This window comes from uncultured Shimia sp. (assembly GCF_913054185.1).
Taxonomy (GTDB): Bacteria; Pseudomonadota; Alphaproteobacteria; order Rhodobacterales; family Rhodobacteraceae; genus Shimia.
Genome location: NZ_CAJXIV010000075.1, coordinates 1 through 20,988, shown reverse-complemented (window position 1 = coordinate 20,988; position 20,988 = coordinate 1). Strand labels below are relative to the sequence as shown.

21 protein-coding genes are annotated in these 20,988 nt (G+C 56.6%); 9 read left to right on the top strand and 12 right to left on the bottom strand.

Going from position 1 to position 20,988, the window contains the following annotated elements; genetic code table 11:
* Positions 1-906: acyl-CoA dehydrogenase family protein (locus QZ517_RS14635; protein WP_294228139.1), on the top strand; the 906-nt coding region annotated here is incomplete at its 5' end.
* A 323-nt stretch (positions 907-1,229) separates the two neighbouring features.
* Entirely contained in the window at positions 1,230-1,766 is a 537-nt protein-coding gene (locus tag QZ517_RS14630; protein ID WP_294228136.1) for a hypothetical protein, read from the top strand.
* Between the two features lie 15 nt (positions 1,767-1,781).
* Here the strand turns inward: QZ517_RS14630 and QZ517_RS14625 are convergent, their stop codons facing one another.
* From QZ517_RS14625 to QZ517_RS14615, 3 genes are all read right to left on the bottom strand, one after another.
* A complete protein-coding gene (locus QZ517_RS14625) occupies positions 1,782-2,357 on the bottom strand; it encodes a ubiquinol cytochrome C oxidoreductase (protein ID WP_294228133.1) in 576 nt (191 codons plus the stop codon).
* Positions 2,358-2,540: 183 nt separating this feature from the next.
* Positions 2,541-3,434 (bottom strand): fructose bisphosphate aldolase, encoded by an 894-nt coding sequence (locus tag QZ517_RS14620; protein ID WP_294228131.1) that lies wholly within the window; start codon positions 3,432-3,434, stop codon positions 2,541-2,543.
* 169 nt (positions 3,435-3,603) lie between these two features.
* Positions 3,604-4,794 carry a phosphoglycerate kinase gene (locus QZ517_RS14615; RefSeq protein ID WP_294228126.1) on the bottom strand — a complete coding sequence of 397 codons (1,191 nt, stop codon included), beginning with the start codon at positions 4,792-4,794 and terminating at the stop codon, positions 3,604-3,606.
* 129 nt (positions 4,795-4,923) lie between these two features.
* Here QZ517_RS14615 and QZ517_RS14610 point away from each other — a divergent pair, with 129 nt between their 5' ends.
* Both QZ517_RS14610 and QZ517_RS14605 read left to right on the top strand, forming a co-directional pair.
* Positions 4,924-5,436, top strand: coding sequence for a peptidylprolyl isomerase (locus QZ517_RS14610; RefSeq protein ID WP_294228125.1), 513 nt, complete (start codon positions 4,924-4,926; stop codon positions 5,434-5,436).
* Positions 5,429-5,977, top strand: a complete 549-nt coding sequence (locus tag QZ517_RS14605) for a peptidylprolyl isomerase (RefSeq protein WP_294228144.1) — start codon at positions 5,429-5,431, stop codon at positions 5,975-5,977. Before QZ517_RS14610 ends, QZ517_RS14605 begins: the two co-directional genes overlap by 8 nt.
* A gap of 64 nt (positions 5,978-6,041) precedes the next feature.
* Here QZ517_RS14605 and QZ517_RS14600 read toward each other — a convergent pair whose 3' ends face one another.
* On the bottom strand, positions 6,042-7,679 hold the full coding sequence (locus tag QZ517_RS14600) for a sulfatase-like hydrolase/transferase (RefSeq protein ID WP_294228123.1): 1,638 nt from the start codon (positions 7,677-7,679) through the stop codon (positions 6,042-6,044).
* Positions 7,680-7,865: 186 nt separating this feature from the next.
* Positions 7,866-9,023, bottom strand: a complete 1,158-nt coding sequence (locus QZ517_RS14595) for a 50S ribosomal protein L11 methyltransferase (protein ID WP_294228141.1) — start codon at positions 9,021-9,023, stop codon at positions 7,866-7,868.
* Between the two features lie 216 nt (positions 9,024-9,239).
* On the opposite strand from QZ517_RS14595, the gene QZ517_RS14590 reads away from it, so the two are divergent.
* From QZ517_RS14590 to QZ517_RS14580, 3 genes are all read left to right on the top strand, one after another.
* A complete protein-coding gene (locus QZ517_RS14590; protein WP_294228121.1) occupies positions 9,240-10,220 on the top strand; it encodes a DUF3179 domain-containing protein in 981 nt (326 codons plus the stop codon).
* 96 nt (positions 10,221-10,316) lie between these two features.
* A complete protein-coding gene (locus QZ517_RS14585) occupies positions 10,317-10,721 on the top strand; it encodes a hypothetical protein (RefSeq protein WP_294228119.1) in 405 nt (134 codons plus the stop codon).
* Complete coding sequence (locus tag QZ517_RS14580; protein WP_294228117.1) at positions 10,714-11,940, top strand: biotin/lipoyl-binding protein; 1,227 nt, start codon at positions 10,714-10,716, stop codon at positions 11,938-11,940. The genes QZ517_RS14585 and QZ517_RS14580 overlap by 8 nt, the downstream gene beginning before the upstream one ends.
* A gap of 1 nt (position 11,941) precedes the next feature.
* On the opposite strand, the gene QZ517_RS14575 is transcribed toward QZ517_RS14580, so the two are convergent.
* The gene (locus QZ517_RS14575; RefSeq protein ID WP_294228115.1) at positions 11,942-12,262 is read right to left on the bottom strand and encodes a hypothetical protein; all 321 of its coding nucleotides are present in this window, start codon (positions 12,260-12,262) and stop codon (positions 11,942-11,944) included.
* Positions 12,263-12,370: 108 nt separating this feature from the next.
* Here QZ517_RS14575 and QZ517_RS14570 point away from each other — a divergent pair, with 108 nt between their 5' ends.
* A complete protein-coding gene (locus QZ517_RS14570; protein ID WP_294228114.1) occupies positions 12,371-13,075 on the top strand; it encodes a WYL domain-containing protein in 705 nt (234 codons plus the stop codon).
* 16 nt (positions 13,076-13,091) lie between these two features.
* Here QZ517_RS14570 and QZ517_RS14565 read toward each other — a convergent pair whose 3' ends face one another.
* From QZ517_RS14565 to QZ517_RS14540, 6 genes are all read right to left on the bottom strand, one after another.
* Positions 13,092-13,412 carry a hypothetical protein gene (locus tag QZ517_RS14565; protein WP_294228112.1) on the bottom strand — a complete coding sequence of 107 codons (321 nt, stop codon included), beginning with the start codon at positions 13,410-13,412 and terminating at the stop codon, positions 13,092-13,094.
* A 98-nt stretch (positions 13,413-13,510) separates the two neighbouring features.
* Positions 13,511-14,200, bottom strand: a complete 690-nt coding sequence (gene aqpZ / locus QZ517_RS14560; RefSeq protein WP_294228111.1) for an aquaporin Z — start codon at positions 14,198-14,200, stop codon at positions 13,511-13,513.
* 215 nt (positions 14,201-14,415) lie between these two features.
* Positions 14,416-14,961, bottom strand: coding sequence for a polymer-forming cytoskeletal protein (locus tag QZ517_RS14555; RefSeq protein ID WP_294228108.1), 546 nt, complete (start codon positions 14,959-14,961; stop codon positions 14,416-14,418).
* A complete protein-coding gene (locus QZ517_RS14550) occupies positions 14,951-16,264 on the bottom strand; it encodes a M23 family metallopeptidase (RefSeq protein ID WP_294228106.1) in 1,314 nt (437 codons plus the stop codon). Before QZ517_RS14550 ends, QZ517_RS14555 begins: the two co-directional genes overlap by 11 nt.
* Positions 16,265-16,452: 188 nt before the next feature.
* Complete coding sequence (locus QZ517_RS14545; protein ID WP_294228104.1) at positions 16,453-17,283, bottom strand: ferritin-like domain-containing protein; 831 nt, start codon at positions 17,281-17,283, stop codon at positions 16,453-16,455.
* Positions 17,280-17,744 (bottom strand): peroxiredoxin, encoded by a 465-nt coding sequence (locus tag QZ517_RS14540; RefSeq protein WP_294228102.1) that lies wholly within the window; start codon positions 17,742-17,744, stop codon positions 17,280-17,282. The genes QZ517_RS14545 and QZ517_RS14540 overlap by 4 nt, the downstream gene beginning before the upstream one ends.
* A gap of 77 nt (positions 17,745-17,821) precedes the next feature.
* On the opposite strand from QZ517_RS14540, the gene QZ517_RS14535 reads away from it, so the two are divergent.
* Positions 17,822-20,988, top strand: a 3,167-nt coding sequence (locus QZ517_RS14535) for a DUF3971 domain-containing protein (RefSeq protein ID WP_294228101.1), incomplete at its 3' end; no start/stop codon positions are given.

The window sequence follows — 20,988 nt, the reverse complement described above, 5'->3', positions numbered from 1 at the left end:
TTCCTTGTGCCGCGTTGGTTGGAAGGGGAGCGCAATGGTATTCAAATTCAACGCCTTAAGGACAAATTGGGCAATAATGCCAATGCCAGTTCCGAGATCGAATATCACAACGCGCTGGCGTATCGCGTGGGCGAAGAGGGCGCCGGGGTGCGCACCATCATTGAAATGGTGCACCACACTCGGCTGGACACTGTTCTGGCGCCGGCAGGGCTGATGCGGGCTGCGTTGCAGGAAGCACACTGGTGGGTGTCGTCGCGCTCAGCGTTTCAAAAGCGGCTGATTGACCAGCCTTTGATGCGCGCTGTGCTGGCTGATCTGGCGGTGGACACAGAGGCGGCCCTGTCGGTGGGCATGTTCCTGGCCAGCGCGTTTGATCAAGATGATGCAGAGAGCCGGGCGCTGGCGCGGATTGGCGTGGCGCTGGCCAAATACCTCAACAACAAACGCTGTATTGGCGTGATTGCTGAGGCGATGGAGATGCTGGGCGGCATGGGTTACGTCGAGGAGACACCGATGCCGATGCTTTATCGGGAGGCGCCGCTCAATGGCATTTGGGAAGGCTCAGGCAATGTGATCTGTCTGGATGTATTGCGCGCGCTGGTGAAGGAGCCAGAGGCTGGGGAAGCGTTGATGAACGTGTTGTCGTCCATGGTCGGATCAGATGCGCGTTATGACGCGGCGCTGAGGGCGCATTTGGCGCGTTGGCCGGGGCTTCCGACGGAGGCAGAAGCCCGGTGGTTTGTGGAGAGCCTGGCGGTACTTCTGACAGCAGCCAGCCTGATGACAACCGCGCCGTCTGCGGTGGCTGAGGGCTATGTAGGTTCGCGGGTTGCAGGGGATCGTGGGGTGTTTCCCGGAGCCGTGCGCGGGATGGATGTGGACGCCATCATTGATCGGTTGGGGTAGGGCCTTAATCCGGCCAAAAAAGGCGATTTTTGACGTCGGTAACTTGTCTGTATCGCGACTGTTTTGCGGAGGTGCATATTTTTGGCGCGCAAAACGGAGTGTTTGTGAACGCAACGGTCGGTGCGGTTTTCTGTTTTGAACAGAGTTTGTAACTCTGAGACGCCGATTGTCGTGTTTGAAAATCTCAAAGGGCGCGGGCTGCAACGGGCGCTTTCTACGCGGTAGACCAAGCAGGGGTTATCCTCTACCCTAACAAGAAATTTGCCAATTTGGGACCGGTCGTGAGATCGGTTTGAAACACATTTGAGGAAGGAATACTGCCAATGACCAACTTAAAACCCGTTCAGTCTCTGTTTTCCGGAATGACCGTAGCAATTGCGATGTTTGCAGCTTCCACGGTTTCCGCATCGGATGAAAACGTCCTGCCAACCACGGACGACAGTGTTGAGACATATCTGAGTTCAAAGTACTGGACGGTCTTTAAAAACAACTCTCGGCACTCCTGTTTCATTGAGTGGCGCAGTGAAAATAGCGTTGTTCAAGCTGGATTGACGAAGGCGCAGGACGCTGGATATCTGGGCGCCTTTGTGAAAGATGTTGAGCCGCCTAAAGGTGAGAGCGCCATCGCTATTGTGTTAAATGGCAATCTCTATACCGGCAGCGCGTCCACAGTGTCCCAATCGTTGGCCGGTGGTTTCAAAGGCGGATACATCGTTTTTGACAACCCGGCATTTGTGACTGATCTTGAGAAAGCCCGCGAATTTGTGGCGTTCCAAGGCTCACCTCGGGCTATCACGGTGAAGCTCAAAACACCCAAAAACGCGATCGAAAGAGCGCAGGAGTGTATGGCGAGTTTTTGACGTCGGATTTTGAAGTTATCTGAACCTCTGAATATCGGTCAGATCGATGAAGACATATAGATGATTGTGGTCAAACCGAGCGGGCACAACTTGTAAGTCGTGCTTGCTTGGCCCCTTTTTAACGCGCCCCCAAAGATCAAAGTGTGAGCCGCGACAGGGATCAAAGAAGCCGCCAAAATCTCCTGCGCCGGGCAAGGTGACGCAACCGATGCCACCGATGTCCACAGGACTGATCACAAGCCATTCGAGATACGTGAATTGCTCGGGGTCCATGTCCGCTTCCAGTGATCCATCTTTCAAGCTCGCCAATACCTCATCGTACTCGAAACTGGGATCCATCTGGGTTAGCGCGGTTGCCATTTGTGGCAGATTGCGCCGCCAGATCAGCACTGCTTTCCCGTTTACGCCACTGATAAGAGTTTCGCCTGGAGACATGAGCTCGACCCGGATGCTGCGCAAGTTGGGATCGGTCAGAGCTGTCACATCCGTGGTTGGACTTGTGCTACCCATCAAATAGTATCCGCCGACCGCTACGGTCAAAAAGAACCATCCGGCGGTGATGTAGTATAGCAAGTTGCTTCGATTGATCATGGGGCGCTTGAATTGGCGTGGAGCCTTAGGGCATTGGCGTATAAGTTTAGTCTTTAGGTTGAGTGGTTGGAAGCGCAAATCGATTGCTCGCGCTCTGTGTGGGGGCAAGGGGCCTTGCACTCTTTACTTAGTAAAAAGGCGCCCCAATTGGAGCGCCTTCCCTTGTGCTATTATCGCTCGGCCTTAGCCTGCGATGGACGCCTGGTAGATGCCGTCGATGCTGTTTGCGATGGTGGCGGCAAACTCTTCGTCGCTTTGCTGCGCGGACAGGCCTTCGGTCAGGGCGCGGGAAAAGCTGGCGATCATGCCGGTGTTTTCGGTGAGTTTGGCATTGGCCACTTCGCGGGAGTAACCGCCAGACAGCGCCACAACTTTCATCACGCGTGGGTGGTCAACCAAGGTTTTGTACTGATTGGCATTGTTGGGCAGGGTCAGTTTCAACATGACTTGCTGGTCTTCTGGCAGGATATCCAGTGCGGCGGACAGCTCGGCCAGAAGGATGTCTTCGGCCTCTGCTTTGTCGGCGATGGAGATGGTCACTTCGGGCTCGATGATGGGCATCAGGCCGTGGCGGATGATCTGCTCGCCAACCATAAACTGCTGCGCCACGATGGCGCGAATGCCGTCTGCGTTGGCGCCGGAGATCACGGAGCGCATTTTGGTGCCAAACACACCTTTGGCCGCAGCGCGTTCACAGAGCGTGTCGAGTTCCGGCATCGGCTTCATCATCTGAACGCCATTGGCTTCTGCTTCGAGACCCTTGTCGACTTTCAGGAAGGGCACAACACCGCGCTGCTCCCACATGTAGGTTGGGGTTGGGGTGCCGTCGATGTCGCGATCCATGGTCATTTCAAACAGGATTGCGCCCACCACTTTGTCGCCGGTGAAGGCCGGGGCCTGCGCAATGCGAGAGCGCATGCCATGGATCAGGTCAAACATCTCATCGTCGTTGCTGTAGGCATCTGCTTCAACACCGTAGAGGCCAAGCGCCTTGGGGGTGGAGCCGCCGGATTGGTCCAATGCGGCAATGAAGCCTTGGCCGTTGGAGATTTTCTCTGCTTGAGCTTGGTTTGACATATCTGCCCCCAGTCAAAAAGTGGTTGTGAATAATGGGTTAAACACCCGTTGACCTCGCTCATAGAGGAGCTGGCCATCGGGTGCAATTATGGTGGCGCTACCGCTCATTAATTTGAGGGGCGGATTAAATTTGCCCCTTTGGTTTGCGCGGATTGCGCAAAAGGGGATGCTATTGGCTCAACGCGGCAACGCCGGGCAATTCTTTGCCTTCCATCCATTCCAGAAACGCGCCGCCGGCGGTGGAGATGTAGCTAAAGTCGGCAGCTGCGCCTGAAGCGTTCAGGGCGGCAACAGTGTCGCCACCACCTGCGACAGAAACCAGTTTGCCCGCTTTGGTCAGGGCGGCGGCTTGCAGGGCTGCGGCGTCGGTGGCCGCGTTGAACGGTGCGATCTCAAACGCGCCCATCGGACCGTTCCAGATCAGGGTTTTGGAGTTTTCAAAGACATCGGCAACTGCGGCAACTGTGGCGGGGCCAGCATCCAGGATCATAGCGTCAGCCGGGCAGGCGTCCGCGGCCACAGTTTCGTTGGCGGCATTGGCGGCAAACTCGCGGGCCACAACCACATCGGTGGGCAGCACAATGGTGCAGCCTGCGGCGCGGGCTTTGGTCAGGATTTCGGTTGCGGTGTTGGTCATGTCGTGCTCGGCCAGCGATTTGCCAACGTCGATGCCTTGCGCTGCAAGGAAGGTGTTGGCCATGCCGCCGCCAATCACGATGTTGTCAACTTTGGCAACCAGATTGCCGAGAAGTTCAAGCTTGGTGGAGACTTTGGCGCCGCCAACAACGGCGGTTACCGGCCGGACCGGATCAGCCAATGCGGCTTCTAGAGCGGAAAGTTCGGCTTGCATCAAACGACCAGCACAGGCGGGCAGGGCGTGGGCAAGACCACAGGTGGAGCTGTGGGCACGGTGGGCGGCGGAGAAGGCGTCATTGCAGAAGATGTCGCCGAGTTTGGCCATAGCGGCGGTCAGATCGGCGTCGTTTTTGGTTTCGCCAGCGTGGTAGCGGGTGTTTTCCAGCAGAAGGACGTCACCGTCGGGCAAAGCGTTCACGGCGGCCTCGGCGGCCGGACCAACACAATCAGCGGCAAACATAACTTTGGTGCCAAAGGCCGCTTCCAGGGCGGGGACCAGTTGTTGCAAAGACATCTCTGGCACACGCTCGCCTTTGGGGCGGCCAAAGTGCGCCAGAAGGATTGGTTTGCCACCGGCGGCGAGGACGTCCTTCACGGTAGGGACAATGCGGTCAATGCGGGTGCTGTCGGTGACTTGGCCATCGGCAACCGGTACGTTGATGTCCACGCGGGTCAGTACACGTTTGCCGCTCAGCTGCATTTCATCGAGGGTCTTCCACGCCATGGTCTCAATCTCCAAAGAAAATCCGTTGCCGCATTCCTAGCGCACTGGGACATAGGGTCAACGCTCTCTTGGCATTCGTCGATGGGATGTTTAACTACGGGGCAAGAATTTACATTGAGGAGCGCCGACATGGCTGAGATCAAAGATCCTGAGAACACAATCCTGATGGAACTGACCGGTGGTACGGTTGTCATTGAACTGCTGCCGGACGTGGCACCAGGTCACGCTGAGCGCATGAAAGAGCTGGCGCGCTCTGGTCAGTACGACAACGTGTGTTTCCACCGTGTGATTGACGGTTTCATGGCGCAAACTGGTGACGTCGCCAACGGCAACATGGAAAAAGATTTCAACCTGCGCAGCGCAGGCACCGGTGGCTCTGAGTTGCCGGACCTGAAAGCCGAGTTCTCCAAGTTGCCCCACGATCGTGGCACATTGGGCGCGGCGCGCAGCCAGATGCCGGATTCTGCAAACAGCCAGTTCTTCATCAACTTCAAAGACAACCACTTCCTGAACGGTCAATACACTGTTTATGGCCGCGTGACCTCCGGCATGGAGCACGTGGACGCAATTGTGAAAGGTGAGCCGCCTGCGAACCCGGATCGCATGATCAGTGTCAAGGTGGCTTCCGATGTCGATGCTTAAACTCGCGGCCGCTTTTGCCGTGATGGCCAGCCCTGCGCTGGCCACCGGCATTCAGATTGAGGTCGAAGGTGAGGCCAACGGCACAATCACCATCGACCTGTTTGAAGACGTCGCGCCTGGCCACGTTGAGCGTATCACCACTTTGGCCAACGAAGGGGCCTACGATGGCGTGGTGTTCCACCGCGTGATCGAAGGCTTTATGGCCCAAACCGGCGACGTGATGCATGGCAAGGCTGGCGGCGATATGGGCAAGGCGGGCACTGGTAACTCCAGCTACCCTGATTTGAAGCAAGAGTTTTCAGACAAGAACTTTGCACGTGGTGTGATCGGTATGGCCCGTAAAGGCTATAGCGTAGACACTGCCAATGCGCAGTTCTTCATCATGTTTGCCCCTGCACCTCACTTGAACGGTCAATATACGGTGGTTGGTGAAGTGACCGAAGGTATGGAGCTTGTTGACACGATCAAACGTGGCAAAGGCCCAAACGGCGCCGTGATCGGCCAGCCGGATATGATGAAAAAGGTCACTGTGACCGAGTGAACTCACACGTCGTACAGAAAAGGCTCCCGAGGGTTTCTCGGGAGCCTTTTTTTGCATTTTCGGGTCAGTGCCAGCTGTCAAAGACCTTTCGCGTTTCGATGCTTTCCGGACGTAAGTTTTCAATCCCCTCGTAAGGCATCCCTTTGCCAAGGGGCAGATGCGGATGTTTCTGGATGGTGAGAGCGTGTCGCTTGACCATGTCCTGAAAGCTCGCGCCGGACCAAAGTGAATACCCCACCAATGCATTTTCTTCGCGCGGGTCGCGTAAGACGTTAAACACGGGGGCGGCGGCTCCAGGCTGACCGGGGGCAGGCAGATGCATCTTGAATTCTTGCTTCACTACAGAGCGTAGCACCGGACCCTCGTACACATAGACATAATCCCGGCGAGAGTTGCCTTCGCCTTCCAAAAGCAACGCAGTTTGATCAACTCCGTCGATAACACGATCAGTTGGAATGTGATCGATGGCACCAGCCACACGGGCAAAGGTTGTGAACAGGTCGCTGACGTGCACGATGTCACCCGCGGCGGAGCCGGGCTCGATCGCGGCGGGCCAGCGGACAAACGCGTCGGTGCGCACACCGCCTTCAAGATGCTGGGTTTTACCGCCACGATAGATCAGTTGGCTCAGGCCTGATGTGCCTTCGTAGTGGTACATCAATCCGTTGTCAGCCATCAGCACAACAATTGTGTTTTCGGCAATACCAAGATCATCCACCTTGGCCATTATCTCCCCGATATAGCTGTCGAGAACTTGGAGTTTGTCGGCCATGAAGCCGCCATTTCGGGAGACCGACTGATCCGGGTAGACAAAATTCAGAGGATAGAGAGGCCAGTACTGAAGAAAGAAGGGGGTGTCCTCACTTGCCAGACGATCCAGCTGCTCCAGCGTTTGAGCCTGATACCGCTCATTCATGCGTTCGTAATGAGCTTGGGTCCATTCTTCGCCTGGTTTCAAATCTACTTCGCGCGCCAACTTGCCGGCCTCAGCCTCAAGGCCTGTCACAAGACCAAAAGGGCGGAACCGCTTGTCCATTTCGAATGTGTTGGATTGGCCGGACCGGTGAAAGCCAAGCATGTTGTTGGCCTGCATGGCCTCACGCGTCATCAGACTGAGTTGCACTTGTTGATGCACAGGAAAGGCCGCCCAATCAAATCCCTGATTGTGGGGGAACGATTGTTCGATGTCGCCCTGATGCCATTTGCCGACATGCGCCGTGTTGTAGCCCACTTTTTTCAGGATCTCCGGGAGTGTTACTTCGCCGGAGGCGAGCCCTTCACCAACCAAGGCGACTTTCACCTCCTCCACGCCCGCACGGATAGGATGGCGGCCGGTGAGAAAGGCGGTGCGGGTCGGGGTACAAGAGGGTTCGGTGTACATGCGCATCAAGGACATGCCTTCGTTGGCAAATTCGTTGATGTGGGTTGTGTCGATGCCGGTCACATAGTTCATCGCCCGATTGCCCATCTGGCCAAAGCTGACATCGTCGATCAGAATGTAGAGAATATTGGGCGGCTGGCCGCCGTTTGCGGCTTTGATATCGGCCAGTTTTTGATCAATGACTTGGTCCTGAGCGTTCCATTGATCTGCGAATTGCGCCTCAAGAAACCGATATTCGCCGTCGCGGATTAGCGGGTCTGCAAATACGGGCAGCGCGGATGAAATTGCAAAATATAGTGCCGAAAGTAATGTGCGTTTCACGCCGTACCTCCAAAATTGATTGGTGCGCCTCGAAATGAGTGTGGCACTTGCATCAAGCGTAGTTCAGCTCTGGAAAAACTCAAAGATGCTTTTGGGAGGGTGGTTTTGGGGCTGTGTTGGCCACCAAAAAAGAAGCCCACTGCAGTGCTTGCGGTGGGCTTTGGGTTCGGTGCGGGATGTTAGGGCTTAGTGGACAGGTCGGTCGGAGACGGGTCCGTCTTGTGCGTCTGGCACATACCAAGTTGCGTTGGGTTGCGTGGTCTCGTGAGCAGTTGGCGTGCGTGTGGTCACGCCGCGTTGCCAGATAATGGGACGTTCTACTTGAGCCGTGTCATGGATCGACACGCTAAGCTTGGTCGCATCGTGCTGGGCCGTGATCGTGACCTGCGAGCCAATGCTGACAGGGGTGGCTTGCTCCAGCAGGTAGGAGAAGCGTCCCCAATGGCCGTCGGTGTTCAGGTCGTTAGACACGGAAATGCCCGGCGCAAGTACCATATCAAAGCTGACAACAACTGCGTGGGCGGTGCCCACGGCGGTGCAGAACAGTGGCACGGTGGTTTTGCCGTGCGACATGTCAGGACAGGTGAAGTCAAAGTGGAACAGGTCGTTGGTTGGGCCGAGTGGCCGCAAGCCGCAGGCCGCGGAATCGTTGGGGGTGACCTGCGCCACATTGGCAAATTTGTGAAACGCGCTGAGATCAAAGCCTTCGGCTTCCAGTGGGCGGTATTGATTGCGCAGGCCGGCGCTTTCCACCAGCTGGGCTTTGAGGGTGCCGCTTTCTGGCACCGCGCGGGCGTTGGGTTTGGCGAGGTGTTCCATCGCGTGGGTCAACGTGGCCAACGCGCCTTCGCCCAAGAGGTTGCTGTCGACAATTTCAGAAACAACCACATCGGCACGGTTCGGTAGGTCTTCGCCGATGATCAACTCGTGGGACCACTTGGACAGCACGGTGATCTTGTCGCTGAGGTTGTTGTCAGCGATCACCTGTTTGGCAGCTGCGGCAATCAGCGGCTGGCCTTCGATGGCGTAGACATGTTTGGCACCGGCGCGGGCGGCGAGCATGGCGGTGAGACCAGCACCACAGCCGATGTCGAGCACGATGTCGCCCGGTTGAACCTTGGCGGCGATGGCTTTGGCGTAGGCCTGATTGCGCACCGTGTCGGCCAGCATAGGGAAGTGCCAGCGCGGCACAAACATTTGATGCAATTGCTCTTTCAAGAGATGCGCCGCGTGGTGGTGCGGGTCTTTCTCAAGTGCTTGGGCGAGCAGATTGGAGGCGTGCACACCGCCGTCGCCCAGTGGTGCGTTTTCAGCAAGCGCCACAAGGCTGTTGGCGTCTAACATCTCAAAGCGCGGTTCAAACTCGGCGATGAGATCCAGGTCAGCGGCAGAGGGTTGTTCTTCTAACAACTTTAATTTTCCTTTTTTGAGGCAAATGCTGCGGACCTAGCTATGCGGCAGAGGGATTGAGGATTGGTAAAGGGCTGTCACTTCTGCGTGTGAGGGCTGGAATGGAGGGGGATTTCGGGGCAGCCTAAAGGAAGCGCGGGAGGTTTTGGTATGCGTACGAGGCAATTGAAACGCTGGGTGGTTGCCGCTGCAGTTGCGGTTTTGGCGAGTGGTGCGGCAGCCGATCCAAGTTTCTGGAAACATGAGTGGCCGGAGACGGATTTTTCCAAGCACAGTGTGGAAAACTGGGTTGAGATTTTGAGTGGTGGGCCGCCCAAGGACGGGATTCCGGCGCTAAGTGATCCGCAATTTATTCGCGTTGGGGACGAGAGCCGGATTGGGGATCGCGAGCCGGTGGTGACAGTGGAAATGGAAGGTGAACTGCCGCGGGCTTATCCGATACGTTACCTGACCTGGCATGAGATTGTGAACGACACTGTGGGCACCACACCGATTGCGGTGACGTTTTGCCCGCTGTGCAATTCGGCGATCACCTTTGATCGGTTTGTGGATGGGCAAGTCTTGAGCTTTGGCGTGTCCGGCAAGCTGCGCAACAGTGATATGGTGATGTATGACCGCGAAACACAAAGCTGGTGGCAGCAGGCAATTGGCACCGGAATTGTCGGCGAGATGACCGGTGTGAAACTTAAGGCCCTGCCGACGTGGATGGAGAGTTGGGGGCAGTTCAAGGCCCGCCACCCGGACGGGTTGGTGATGGCGGTGCCGCCGTTTAACCGGGACTACGGGCGCAATCCCTATGTTGGCTATGACAGCTCTGCCCGACCGTTTTTGTACAGCGGAGAGAACCCGCCACATGGGGTGCCGCCGCTGGTGCGGGTGGTGCGTGTCGGGGAGCGGGCTTGGCCGTTGACCCGGCTGGCAAAAGAGGGCGCTGTGCGTGAAGCAGGGGTCACAATCTCTTGGCAAGAGGGGCAGGCTTCGGCGTTGGACGAGGTCAATATTGGCAAAAGCAAAGATGTGGGCAGCATTCGGGTGAAAGATGCTGCAGGCAAAGATGTGCCACATGATGTGATGTTTGCCTTCGCTTTTCACGCGTTTTGGCCCGACGGGCAATGGATGCTCGGAAAGTAAGGCATGCCGCTGTTTTGTGAGAACCGTTGATTAAAAACGACTTTCCGCGTTACGGTTGAAGCTATTGGATTTCAATAGCTTTAGCGGGAGCGCGCCATGGACGCCGAGCTACCATTTTTTGTGACACAACCTGGATCCACTGATGTGTTGATGTTGGTGATCGGGATTTTCCTTGTTGCCGCTTTATTGGGTGTGGGCACCCTGTATTTTACGGTACAGACCATTCCAGACCGGATGGCGTCGGGCAGTCACAAGATACAAATGCAGTTGGTGGGCCTGTTGGGCGTGATCTCGTTGTTCACCATGAACAATGCCTTCTGGATCGCGGGCATATTGCTTGCGGCCATCCCGTTCCATGAGCTGTTCCCCAAACATTTTGCCACCATAACCAACGCGTTTGATAGGCCAGAGGAGAAAACCGAGCCGGTACCGGAACCTGTTGTGGAGGTTTCTGATGGTGAAGACGGCGAGACATCAGAGGGGGCACAAAACAATGCTTGAACTGATGCTCAGCTGCCTTGTCACCTTGGTGCCGGATATCCTGTATCGTCGCTATGCGCAGGGTAAGCGTATTGGTCACGAGATCACGTTTTTCAACATCTGGTATGAGCTGCGCTGGGGCATCACCTCCTGTGCGTTGTTGGCCGTGACCTTGATCACGTTGATTTTCTATTTCCACCCTACATCAGACAAGATCACCTCGTTCTTTCGCACAGTCACTATTCTGTCAGAGGACGGAGGGCGTGTTGCTGAGGTTTATGTGGACAACAATGCGCGTGTGGAAGAAGGGGACCCGCTGTTCCGGCTGGACACGTCACGCCAAGAAGCGGCGGCGGAGACAGCACGGCGGCAGATGGTTGAGGTTGATGCGGCGCTGTTGTTGGGGGCGGCGGAGATTTCCGGGGCGCAGGCGCAGTTGGATGCGACCGAGGCGCAACTTGTGCAAGCGCGTGACGATCTGCAGCGGCGGCAAAGCATTGCGGAGCGCAACAGCACCGTGGTGACTGAGCAGGAGCTGGAGCAGCTGGCAAATGCCGTGGATGTAGCTGAAGGGCAGCGCAATGCGGCAATTGCGGCGGTGCAGGCAGCAACCCTGCGGGTGAGTGACACTCTGCCAGCACAGCGTGACAGTGCGGAGGCGGCCTTGGCGCAAGCTGAGACGGAGATCGCCCTGTCCACGGTCTACGCTGGAGTAGGCGGGACGGTGACCCAGTTTCAATTGAAACCCGGCGACATCATCAATCCAATCCTGCGGCCGGCGGGCATTTTGGTGGCGGATATGCCAGGGCCACGGCGGTTTATGGCTGGGTTTCGCCAGATCTCTGCGGGCATTGTGAAAGAAGGCATGCTGATCGAGATGACTTGCCCGGCAAAACCCTTGACGGTAATCCCAATGCGGGTGGTGCAGGTGCAAGACACGATTGCCGCCGGACAGTTTCGGCCCGGCGACAATTTGATTGATATTCAGGACCGCGTGCGGCCAGGCACATTACTGGCCATTATGGAGCCAATCTTCCCTGAGAAAGTGGAGGGTGTGCCTCCGGGAAGCCGCTGTACCGGCGTGGGCTTCACAGACCACACTGGGTTCATTGAGGAAAACGGGCTCACCGGCCTTCACGCCTTTATGTATAAGGCAATTGACGGGCTTGGCGTGACCAATGCGGTGGTGATCCGTGCCATGGCAATCTTGCTTCCTGTGAAAGCACTTGTGTTCAACTGACTTATGCCGCGTGGGTTTCTAGTGACACATAGGTGTCCATCGGGGCGTCCGGGTCAAAGTCGGTAAGGTCCATCACTGAGAAGAAGTCGGCACAAACTGGCGATTGCATTTCCTTTTCGATGACGTCGGCCATGTCGGCTTCGCTGCGGAATTGAACGATGTCCAGATAGGTGCCATCCTGAGCCCGCACCAGTTCACGGCGCAGCACGCCCGGCTCGTTGGCGACAAAATCAGTTTGGAACTTGGCGGAAGCCGCGAGTAGGTCGGCCTCAGTTTTGTTTGGCGCAAGTTTGATTGGGGCCAGTACGGTGATTGGGGTCATGTCAGTCTCCTGTATAAGTGACAGGCATGGGATATTGAATAATGCGCCGTTTTATGTCCTATTTGTTGCATGACACAAAAACGTTCTCGTGCGAATGCACAAACCCGAATGATGCGGCTCGATCAAATCGCGGCCCAGCTTAAGGGCGAAGAGCCCTGCACCGTGGAGGATTTGGCCCAGACGCATGGGGTAAGCCGGCGCACCATTGCGCGGGACCTAGAGATCATGCGAGAGCAAGGCCTGCCAATTGAGGCGGAGCGCGGTCGTGGTGGCGGAGTGCGCATGGACGTGAATTGGGGGGTGGGGCGGCTCAACCTGTCTTATGCGGAAAGCGTGGACCTTCTGATCAGCCTGGCAGTGGCAGAACAGATGAATTCACCGATGTTTCTGGCGCAGATGGGGTCCATCCGGAGGCAACTAATTGGGTCGTTTTCCAAAGAAAAGCGCCGGGCGGTCGAAGGGATCAAGAAGCGGATTCTAATTGCGGAGCAGGCGTCGTTGCCAGTGCAGACCTCGATGGGGAAACCCAAGCCGCGGGTGGTACAGACCTTGCATCAGGCGTTTCTCAATCAGAAGCTGGTTGAGATTGACTACGTGCGTGAGGACGGGACCAAATCAAGGCGGACCATTGCGCCCCATTACCTGCTGCTGTGTTCGCCGGTGTGGTACGTGCTGGCATGGGACCATTTGCGAGATGCGCCACGGACGTTTCGATGTGACCGAATTCAGAAGGCCACCGAAGAGTTTGAGAAATTTTCGTTGCAGGGGCCAAAAGTGTTTGAGCCTGCCCTGGACCACTACAACGTGTTGTGAGGCAGGCCCCAGAAGGTCAGTCTGAGAAGGTGTAATTGCCCATTTCGCAGAGGTCGAGATTGTAGTCTTCCAACGTTGCACCATCGGCAAACTCGGCAAGGACATCGTAGACGCAGGTGGTTTGGCCGTCCGCAATCCGAACATTGATTTCATAGCCGGAGTCGAGATAGCCGCCGTCGATAAGGTTTTCTTCCCAGTTTTCGGAAGAAGAGGTGCTGACGTGGAAAGCGGTTACAGCTGCGCTGGACTCGTTGACCAGTAGAAACTGGAGGTCCTCGGCGAAAACAGGCGTGGCCGCAAGAAGTGTTGCAAAAAGTGACAAAGACAAAGATTTCATTGTGAGACTTTCTTGTTGATACGGTCCTCTGTTGTCATCGTTTCCTTGCCACTGACACGGGGAGCGAGGGCAAGTTGCCCTCGCGATGTATTAACGAATTACTCTTCGGATCCGATGATCTTCCATAGAATGCCACCAATTGCGCCGCCAAGCAAAGGGGCGACCCAGAACAGCCAGAGTTGAGACAGGGCCGGGCCATCGGCAAAAAGCGCCACGCCGGTGGAGCGGGCTGGATTCACCGAGGTGTTTGTGACCGGGATGGAGATCAAGTGGATCAGGGTCAGACCCAGGCCAATCGCGATCGGGGCAAAGCCCGCGGGTGCGCCAGACGATGTGGAGCCAAGGATGATGAACAAGAAAGCGGCGGTAAGCACAACCTCAATGATCAAAGCGGACATCATGGAATAGCCTTGCGGCGATGCAGCGCCGTATCCGTTGGATGCAAATCCACCGGGGCCAGCAAACTCCGGAGCGCCGGAGACAATGAGGTAGAGCACAACAGCGGCGGCAATGGCGCCAGCCACCTGTGCAACCCAATAAGGGATCAGGTCTTTGGCCTCAAAACGACCTCCAATCATCAGGCCGAGGCTAACCGCTGGATTGAAGTGTCCACCGGAGATGTGGCCTACAGCATAGGCCATGGTCATAACTGTAAGGCCAAACGCCAAGCTGACACCAAGCCAGCCGATGCCGACGTCTGCCACGCCTGCGGCCAAGACTGCGCTGCCACAACCGCCAAGCACCAACCAGAAGGTGCCGATGAATTCCGCGCCGAGTTTCTGAAACATTTTATCACTCCCAAATATACCTTTCGGGAGCCTAGAAAGCGAAATTGGCTCTGCCTAGGGGAGAAAAACGGGAATTGGCGCAGAGTGATCTGTGAACTCTGAGGAGCTGTAAGGTGGATGAGACACAAGTTTGCGCGTGATTTCATGTAGTTGCGCAAAGAAAAACCGCCGCGCAGGTGCGCAGCGGTTGAGTGTCTCTGTGGCGCTTATGCCGCTTATTTGGCGGGTTTGGCCGCCGCAGGTGCTGCTGCCGGTGCTGCAGCGGCAGGCGCTGCGGCGCGCGGGGCTGCCGCTTTGCCAACGGTCAGTGGATCGTCCTGACGTTGTACGGAGCCTTCGAAGTGGGCGCCGCTCTCGATGGCGATGGTTTTGTGAATGATGTCACCTTCGACGCGGGCGGTGGAAGTCAGACGCACTTTCAAACCACGTACGCGGCCCACGATGCGGCCGTTGATGACCACATCATCCGCAATGATCTCACCTTTGATAGTGGCGGTTTCGCCAACAGTCAGCAGATGGGCGCGGATGTCGCCTTCCACGGTGCCTTCAACCTGAATGTCACCGGTGGTTTTCATGTTGCCAGTGACGTGCAGGTCCGTGGACAGCACCGAGGCTGGCGGCTTGGCTTTGGGGGCCGACGCGCTTTTGAATTCGCTCGCCTTGGCCGGTGCGGCCGGGATCGCAGACGCTTCGGCGGCCGCTGGCTTGGCCGGAGTGTTTGTTGTCGGTGCGGGGTCGTTGATCTTGCTCTTAGAAAACATCTCTTCCAGCCTTGATAAATGTCATCGGGTTCACTGCGCGACCATTGACGCGCACTTCGTAGTGCAAGTGCGTGCCGGTCGAGCGTCCAGAATTGCCCATATCACCAATATGGTCGCCACGCGAGACTCTTTGGCCGACTTTTACGCGGATTTTCGCTTGGTGGGCGTAGCGGGTCTCAATTCCGTGGTCATGTTTGATTTTGACGAGGCGCCCGTAGCCGGACAGCCAACCGGCGTGGGTGACAACTCCGTCTGCTGTGGCGTAGATCGGTGTGCCGTAGCGGGCGGCAAAATCGGTACCCTTGTGCATCCGGCCCCAGCGCATGCCGTAGCCAGAGGTGTAGCGGAACGCAGATTTGATTGGGTTGTCAAACGGCACGGTTTCTGCGGCGATACGGTAGACGTTTAACTGGTCCAGCTGTTCCAACAGGCGGTTGGCGCGCAGGGTTTCCGCAGAAATTTCGACGCCTTTTGTGGAGAAGCTGAGCGGCATCATCGGGCCACCTTGGCCTTGGTAGCCGCGGCGAACTTCGTCCATCAGGTTTTTGGTGTCCAAACCTGCAGCGGTGAACATTTTCGTCAGAGGCTCAACAGATACCGTCATGGCGTCTTCGAGCTGGCGGAAGATTTTGTCGTTTTTCTCTTCCATCAGGAGCAACTCGCGCTCCATTTCTTCGGCGGCCCGCAAAGCCAGTTGGGCGTCGGCGACAACTTCGTCGCGTTCTGCGGCGGTTTCGTTGAGCGCAGTTGAGAGCACATCCAGCATGTCGTTGCCCAGCGGTGACGAGCCGATGAGGGCGGTTTGGGTTTCGGCCTGTGCTTGATCGCGGGCCGCCACTTCATCGCGGGCGGCTTCTCGCTCTTGCATGGTGCGGCGCAGGGTGGATTGGATGACCTCGATGCCGGTCTCGAGCTCTTTGCGGCGAATTTCGGACGCGAGCAATTCGGACTGCATGTCGGAAATCTGAGTCAGAGCAGAGTTGAATCGGGCCTGCGCGGCCAGGGCTTCTTCGGTGCGGGTGTCGCGTTCTGAAGACAGATCATTGAGGCGTTGCTCATAAGTCAGCTGATCGCGCTTGGCCTGTTCGCGGAAATTGCCGGAGCCAATGCTGTCCATCAAAAGGATCGCAGTGGCGATGATCGCCCAAGCCACAATTGCGGAAGATCCCACAAAGGCAATGAGTTGCGTGCTTGGCTTCAGGCGAATGAAGCGGGTGTCTGTGTCCGACCGAAGAAAGAGCCTGCGTTCCGGAAAGAAGCGTTCCAGGATCGCGTGCACACGGATCGCGAGTCGTGTTCTCACGGAAGTATTCCTTGTTTAGTCCCATCCCAGAGAGCGCCATCCCCGGCGCATCCCATTGTCCCCAACGCCTTTTTCGGGCGCCTTGAGGCAAGGGTTTAGCGGTCTGCGCCATCTCCGGCAAGGTTTTTGACTTGTTTCGGCAGTATGGTGCAGGTGTTGTGCGAAGATTGGCGGTTTGTTGCCGATTGTTAACGGGCGTAGGCGGGGGGCTCTTCGTCTGACAGAGGCCAGTAAAAATCAGGTGGCAATCCAGCGTCGGCCCGCTTCTCTTCGTTAAACGGCGGTTTGAGGGCGCCGTGGAAGTATTTTTGGACAAGACCATGGAAGGTGGATTTTGGGTCAAGTGCGTGACGGCCGCAGAGAAAGTTGAACCATTTGGAGCCGTAAGCGACGTGCCCAACTTCTTCGGCATAGATGATGCGCAATGCTTCGAGGGTCTGTTCATCTTTGGCATTCTCAAAGATGCGGATCATGCCGGGGGTAACATCCAATCCACGTGCCTCCAGAACCATCGGCACCACGGCGAGGCGGCCCATCAGATCATCGATGGTGTCTTCCGCAGCGCGCCACATCCCGGCATGAGCGGGGAGCGCGCCGTAGAAACTATCTTTGGCTTCAAGGCTGTCGCATATCAGGTTGAAATGATTTGATTCTTCGGCGGCGGATTTCACCCAGTCATCGTAAAATCCAAGCGGCATTTCAACGTCGGTGAAGCGGGCGATGATGTCCCAATGCAAGTCAACGGCGTTGAGTTCAATATGTGCCACAGCGTGTAACATGGCGATGCGGCCCTGCGGGCTACCAGGTTTGCGGCGGGGCACGTCGCGTGGGTTCAGCAGTTCCGGTTTTTCAGGGCGGGCCGGTTGCAAAGGTGGATTGGCGGTGCCAATCGGCAATGGATTTCCAGCTTCGCGGGCGGAAAACCAGGCGTCGGCGTGCTGTTTGGAGAGTGCGGTTTTGGCGCGGCCATCTGCGGTGGTGAGCACTTCAACGGCCATTTCTGCAAGAGATTTGGTCATGAGAGTGCTTTTGCTGCCTCCAGAACCACTTCGGCGTGGCCATCCACTTTCACTTTGGGCCATGTGCGGGCGATGTTGCCATTTGCATCAATCAACACCGTGGAACGCACAATGCCCATGAACGTTTTGCCGTACATCTTTTTTTCGGCCCAGACGCCGTAATCCTCACACACTTTACCGTTTTCATCAGACAGCAGTGGCACGGTCAGATTTTGCTTTTCGACAAACTTGCCATGGCTCTTCATGCTGTCTTTGGAGATGCCAAAGACTTTGACGCCTGCGGCGGCGAACTCTTGCTGAAGGTGGGAGAAGGCGATGGCCTCTTTGGTGCAGCCCGACGTGTTGTCACGAGGGTAGAAAAATAGTGCCACCGGCGCAGGGCGCAAAGCGGACAGAGTGACGTCGTCACCGGCGGTGGACGGCAATGTAAAATCGGGGGCAGGTTGGTTGGTCTCAATCATCAATTTGCTCCTATGTCGCCTGATATTGCCAAAGCGGTGATCCGGCCTTGGGTCGGGCGTCTCTTGCAGGTATAGTTTTGTCCACGAGCACCGGAATAACAGAACACACAGAGGCATCAACCCTGACAGAGAACGGCGATCATAACTCCGCGTCTGAGGGTCCAGCCAACACATCCGAAACCACCGAATCTGCAATAGATAGCAAGAAGGCGGTGCATTCGGAGGCGGAGATCACAGAGGCCCCTTCCTCACGCCGCCCGCGTCGTGCGCGTCGGTTTGGCGTGATTGCGTTGTTCAGTTTGGTTGTGCCTGTAGCGCTTCTGGCGGCGGCGGGTTTTGTGCTCAGCGGTAAGCCGCTTGAAGCGCCGGATTGGCTGCATGATCGGGTGGAGCGTGCAGTTAATCAGCAACTTGATGGTGTTGACGTGTCCATTGAGCGCATGGCGCTTGTGGTGGAAGATGACTGGGATCCGAGCATCGAGTTGCAAGGTGTACAGGTGTCGCCACAGGACGGTGGTACGCCAGTGCAGTTGGAATCGGCGCGGGCGCGTTTGGCTTTTGCGCCGCTGCTAGATCGCCAAATTGCGTTGCGCGATGTGCAGGTGTCTGGTGTGACCCTATTGGTGCTACGTCAGGAAGACGGTCAGGTGCAAATTTCGATTGGTCAGGGTGGTGGCGCGTTTCAGACCGACACGGATATCACCACCTTTGGGGATCAGATCGAAGGTTATTTGCGGGCACCACTTCTGGCCTATTTGGACCTGTTTCAGATTGAAGATGTGACCATCCGTTTTGAGGACCGCCGCGCGCGGCAGGCCTGGACCGTGGATGGCGGCCATATCACGTTGCGGCGCACGGATGAGTTGGTGGAACTGGCGTCGCAGATGACGTTGCTGGGTGGGCGCAGCTATGCCAGTACAATTGAGGCAACTCTGATCACGCGGTTTGGCTCTCGGTCCACGGAATTTGGGGTGAATTTTGAAGATCTGCCGAGCGAAGACATTGCCTCACAATCTGCAGCCTTAAGTTGGCTACAGATTTTGCGCGCGCCTATATCCGGAGCGCTGAGGGCCAGCATCGACAATGACGGCAACCTTGGCAATGTGAATGCCACATTGCAGATTGCGGACGGTGTGTTGCAGCCAGATGGAACAGTGCGCCCGGTGCCCTTTGAAAGCATGCGCAGCTATTTGACCTATGATCCAAATCGGGGAGCTATCCGGTTTGATGAGCTGTCCCTCAGCAGTGATATGGTGCGAGTCAACGCTCATGGAGAAGCGTTCATTGGACCTTTGTCTCAAGGGTTACCGGAAGAGTTTTTGGTTCAGCTGACGTTGAACGAATTTCGCGCCAATCCACCTAATTTGGACGACGATCCGGTCGCGTTGGAACGGTCGTTTGCGGATTTCCGGTTGAAACTTGATCCGTTTGAACTGGACCTGGGGCAATTGGTGGTGCGCCAGAACGGCAATCAGATTGTGTTGGATGGCAGTCTGGTAACCGAGGGTGAAAACTGGGCCTATGCGTTAAACGGGCATATGGACGAGGTGGTGCCGGAAAGCGTGTTGGCGCTGTGGCCCAGAAGTTTCAAACACAAGTTGCGCAAATGGATAGATCAGAACATCTATAAAGCCACGCTGCATGATATTGATCTGGCGGTGCGATCAAAAGGTGCGGAGCTGCCAGATGTATACGTGAATTTCCAATTCCGAGATGTGGACATCAAGCCGGTAAAGACCATGCCCCCCGTCCGAGATGGGATCGGATTTGGGGTGTTGAAAGATCACAAGCTGCACATCACGGCTGAGGCGGGTTACGTTGAAGCGGATCAAGGTGGCCGCATTGATGTGGCGGGCACCAATATGGTGATCCTGGACACGCGGGTGAAAAAGTCGCCTGCTGTGGTACACGCTCAAGCGCAGGGACCGGTCGAGGCGGTATTGTCGCTTCTGGATCGCAAACCGCTTGAGCTGTTCACCAAAGCCAAGCTGCCGGTGGATTTTGCCTCCGGTCAGGCAAATCTGGCTGGCATTGTGGAACTGGTGCTCAAGGATAAACTGCCCATTGAAGAGGTGGTCTATGATGTTTGGGGGGATCTGAGCGAGGTGCGCAGCACCCATTTTTTGCCGGGCAAAGAGATGCGCGGCGACTTGCAGGTCACGGCCACGCCAGAAAGGGTCGAGGTTTGGGGAGATGGGTTTGTGGAGGGCATTCCGGTCACGGCGAAGTGGCACATGTTTGGCGGCAAGGAAAATGCTGGGCGGAGTTGGCTCACAGGGACGGCCGAGTTGAGTGCGGCGGCGTTGGATGAATTTGAGGTTGGATTGCCCAAGGGCACTGTTTCCGAGGTGGGGCAAGCGACCTATGAGATGGACATTGTGCGTGATGAAGCGCCCAAATTGCGCTTGCGGTCTGATTTGACAGGCGTGCGTATGTCCTCACCGCCGTTGGGGTGGCGAAAAGGCGCAAAAACGTCCGGCAATCTTGAGGTGGACATGTCCTTGGGCAAGTCGCCAAACATCGATCGAATTGTGTTTGAGGCGCCAGGTCTGCGGGCCAAGGGTCGGATCTCAATCGCTGCTGGCGGCGGGCTTGGTGTGGCACAAATGGACAGCTTTGCAGTTGGCAATTGGTTGAGGGGGACCGGGCGATTGGTCGGACGTGGAAAAGCGCCTCCGGCGGTTGTGATGACCAACGGCCGCTTGGATATGCGGCATATGCCGGACAGCAGCAAGAGCGGCGGTCGCGGTGGTGCAGCGGGTATTGGGCCAATCAGCGCCAATGTGGACGAGGTGGTTGTTACGGACAACATCCGGCTGGGGCCGGTGAAAGCAGAGCTTGGCTTTAAAGGCGGCTTGAATGGCAGTTTTAGCGGGAACTTCAAAGGTGGTCCTTTGGTGTATGGCACTTTGGCGCCACATCAGCATGGCACACAATTGCGGGTGACCTCCAACAATGGCGGACAGATTGCCCAGCGCATGGGCGTGGTGAAGTCGGCCAGCAAAGGGGCGATGACCCTGTCGATGGTGCCGCGTGCTGCAAAGGGCGAATATGATGGCGTGCTGGAGATGAAAGACGTCAAAGTGCAGCAAATGCCTCTGGTTGCAGAGTTGCTAAACGCGATCAGTGTGGTTGGTTTGGTGGAACAGTTGGCCGGGCCGGGGATTTTGTTCACCGATGTGTTTGCACGGTTTCGTTTGACACCGGACCGTTTGGTGATTGGTGAAAGCAGTGCGGCAGGGCC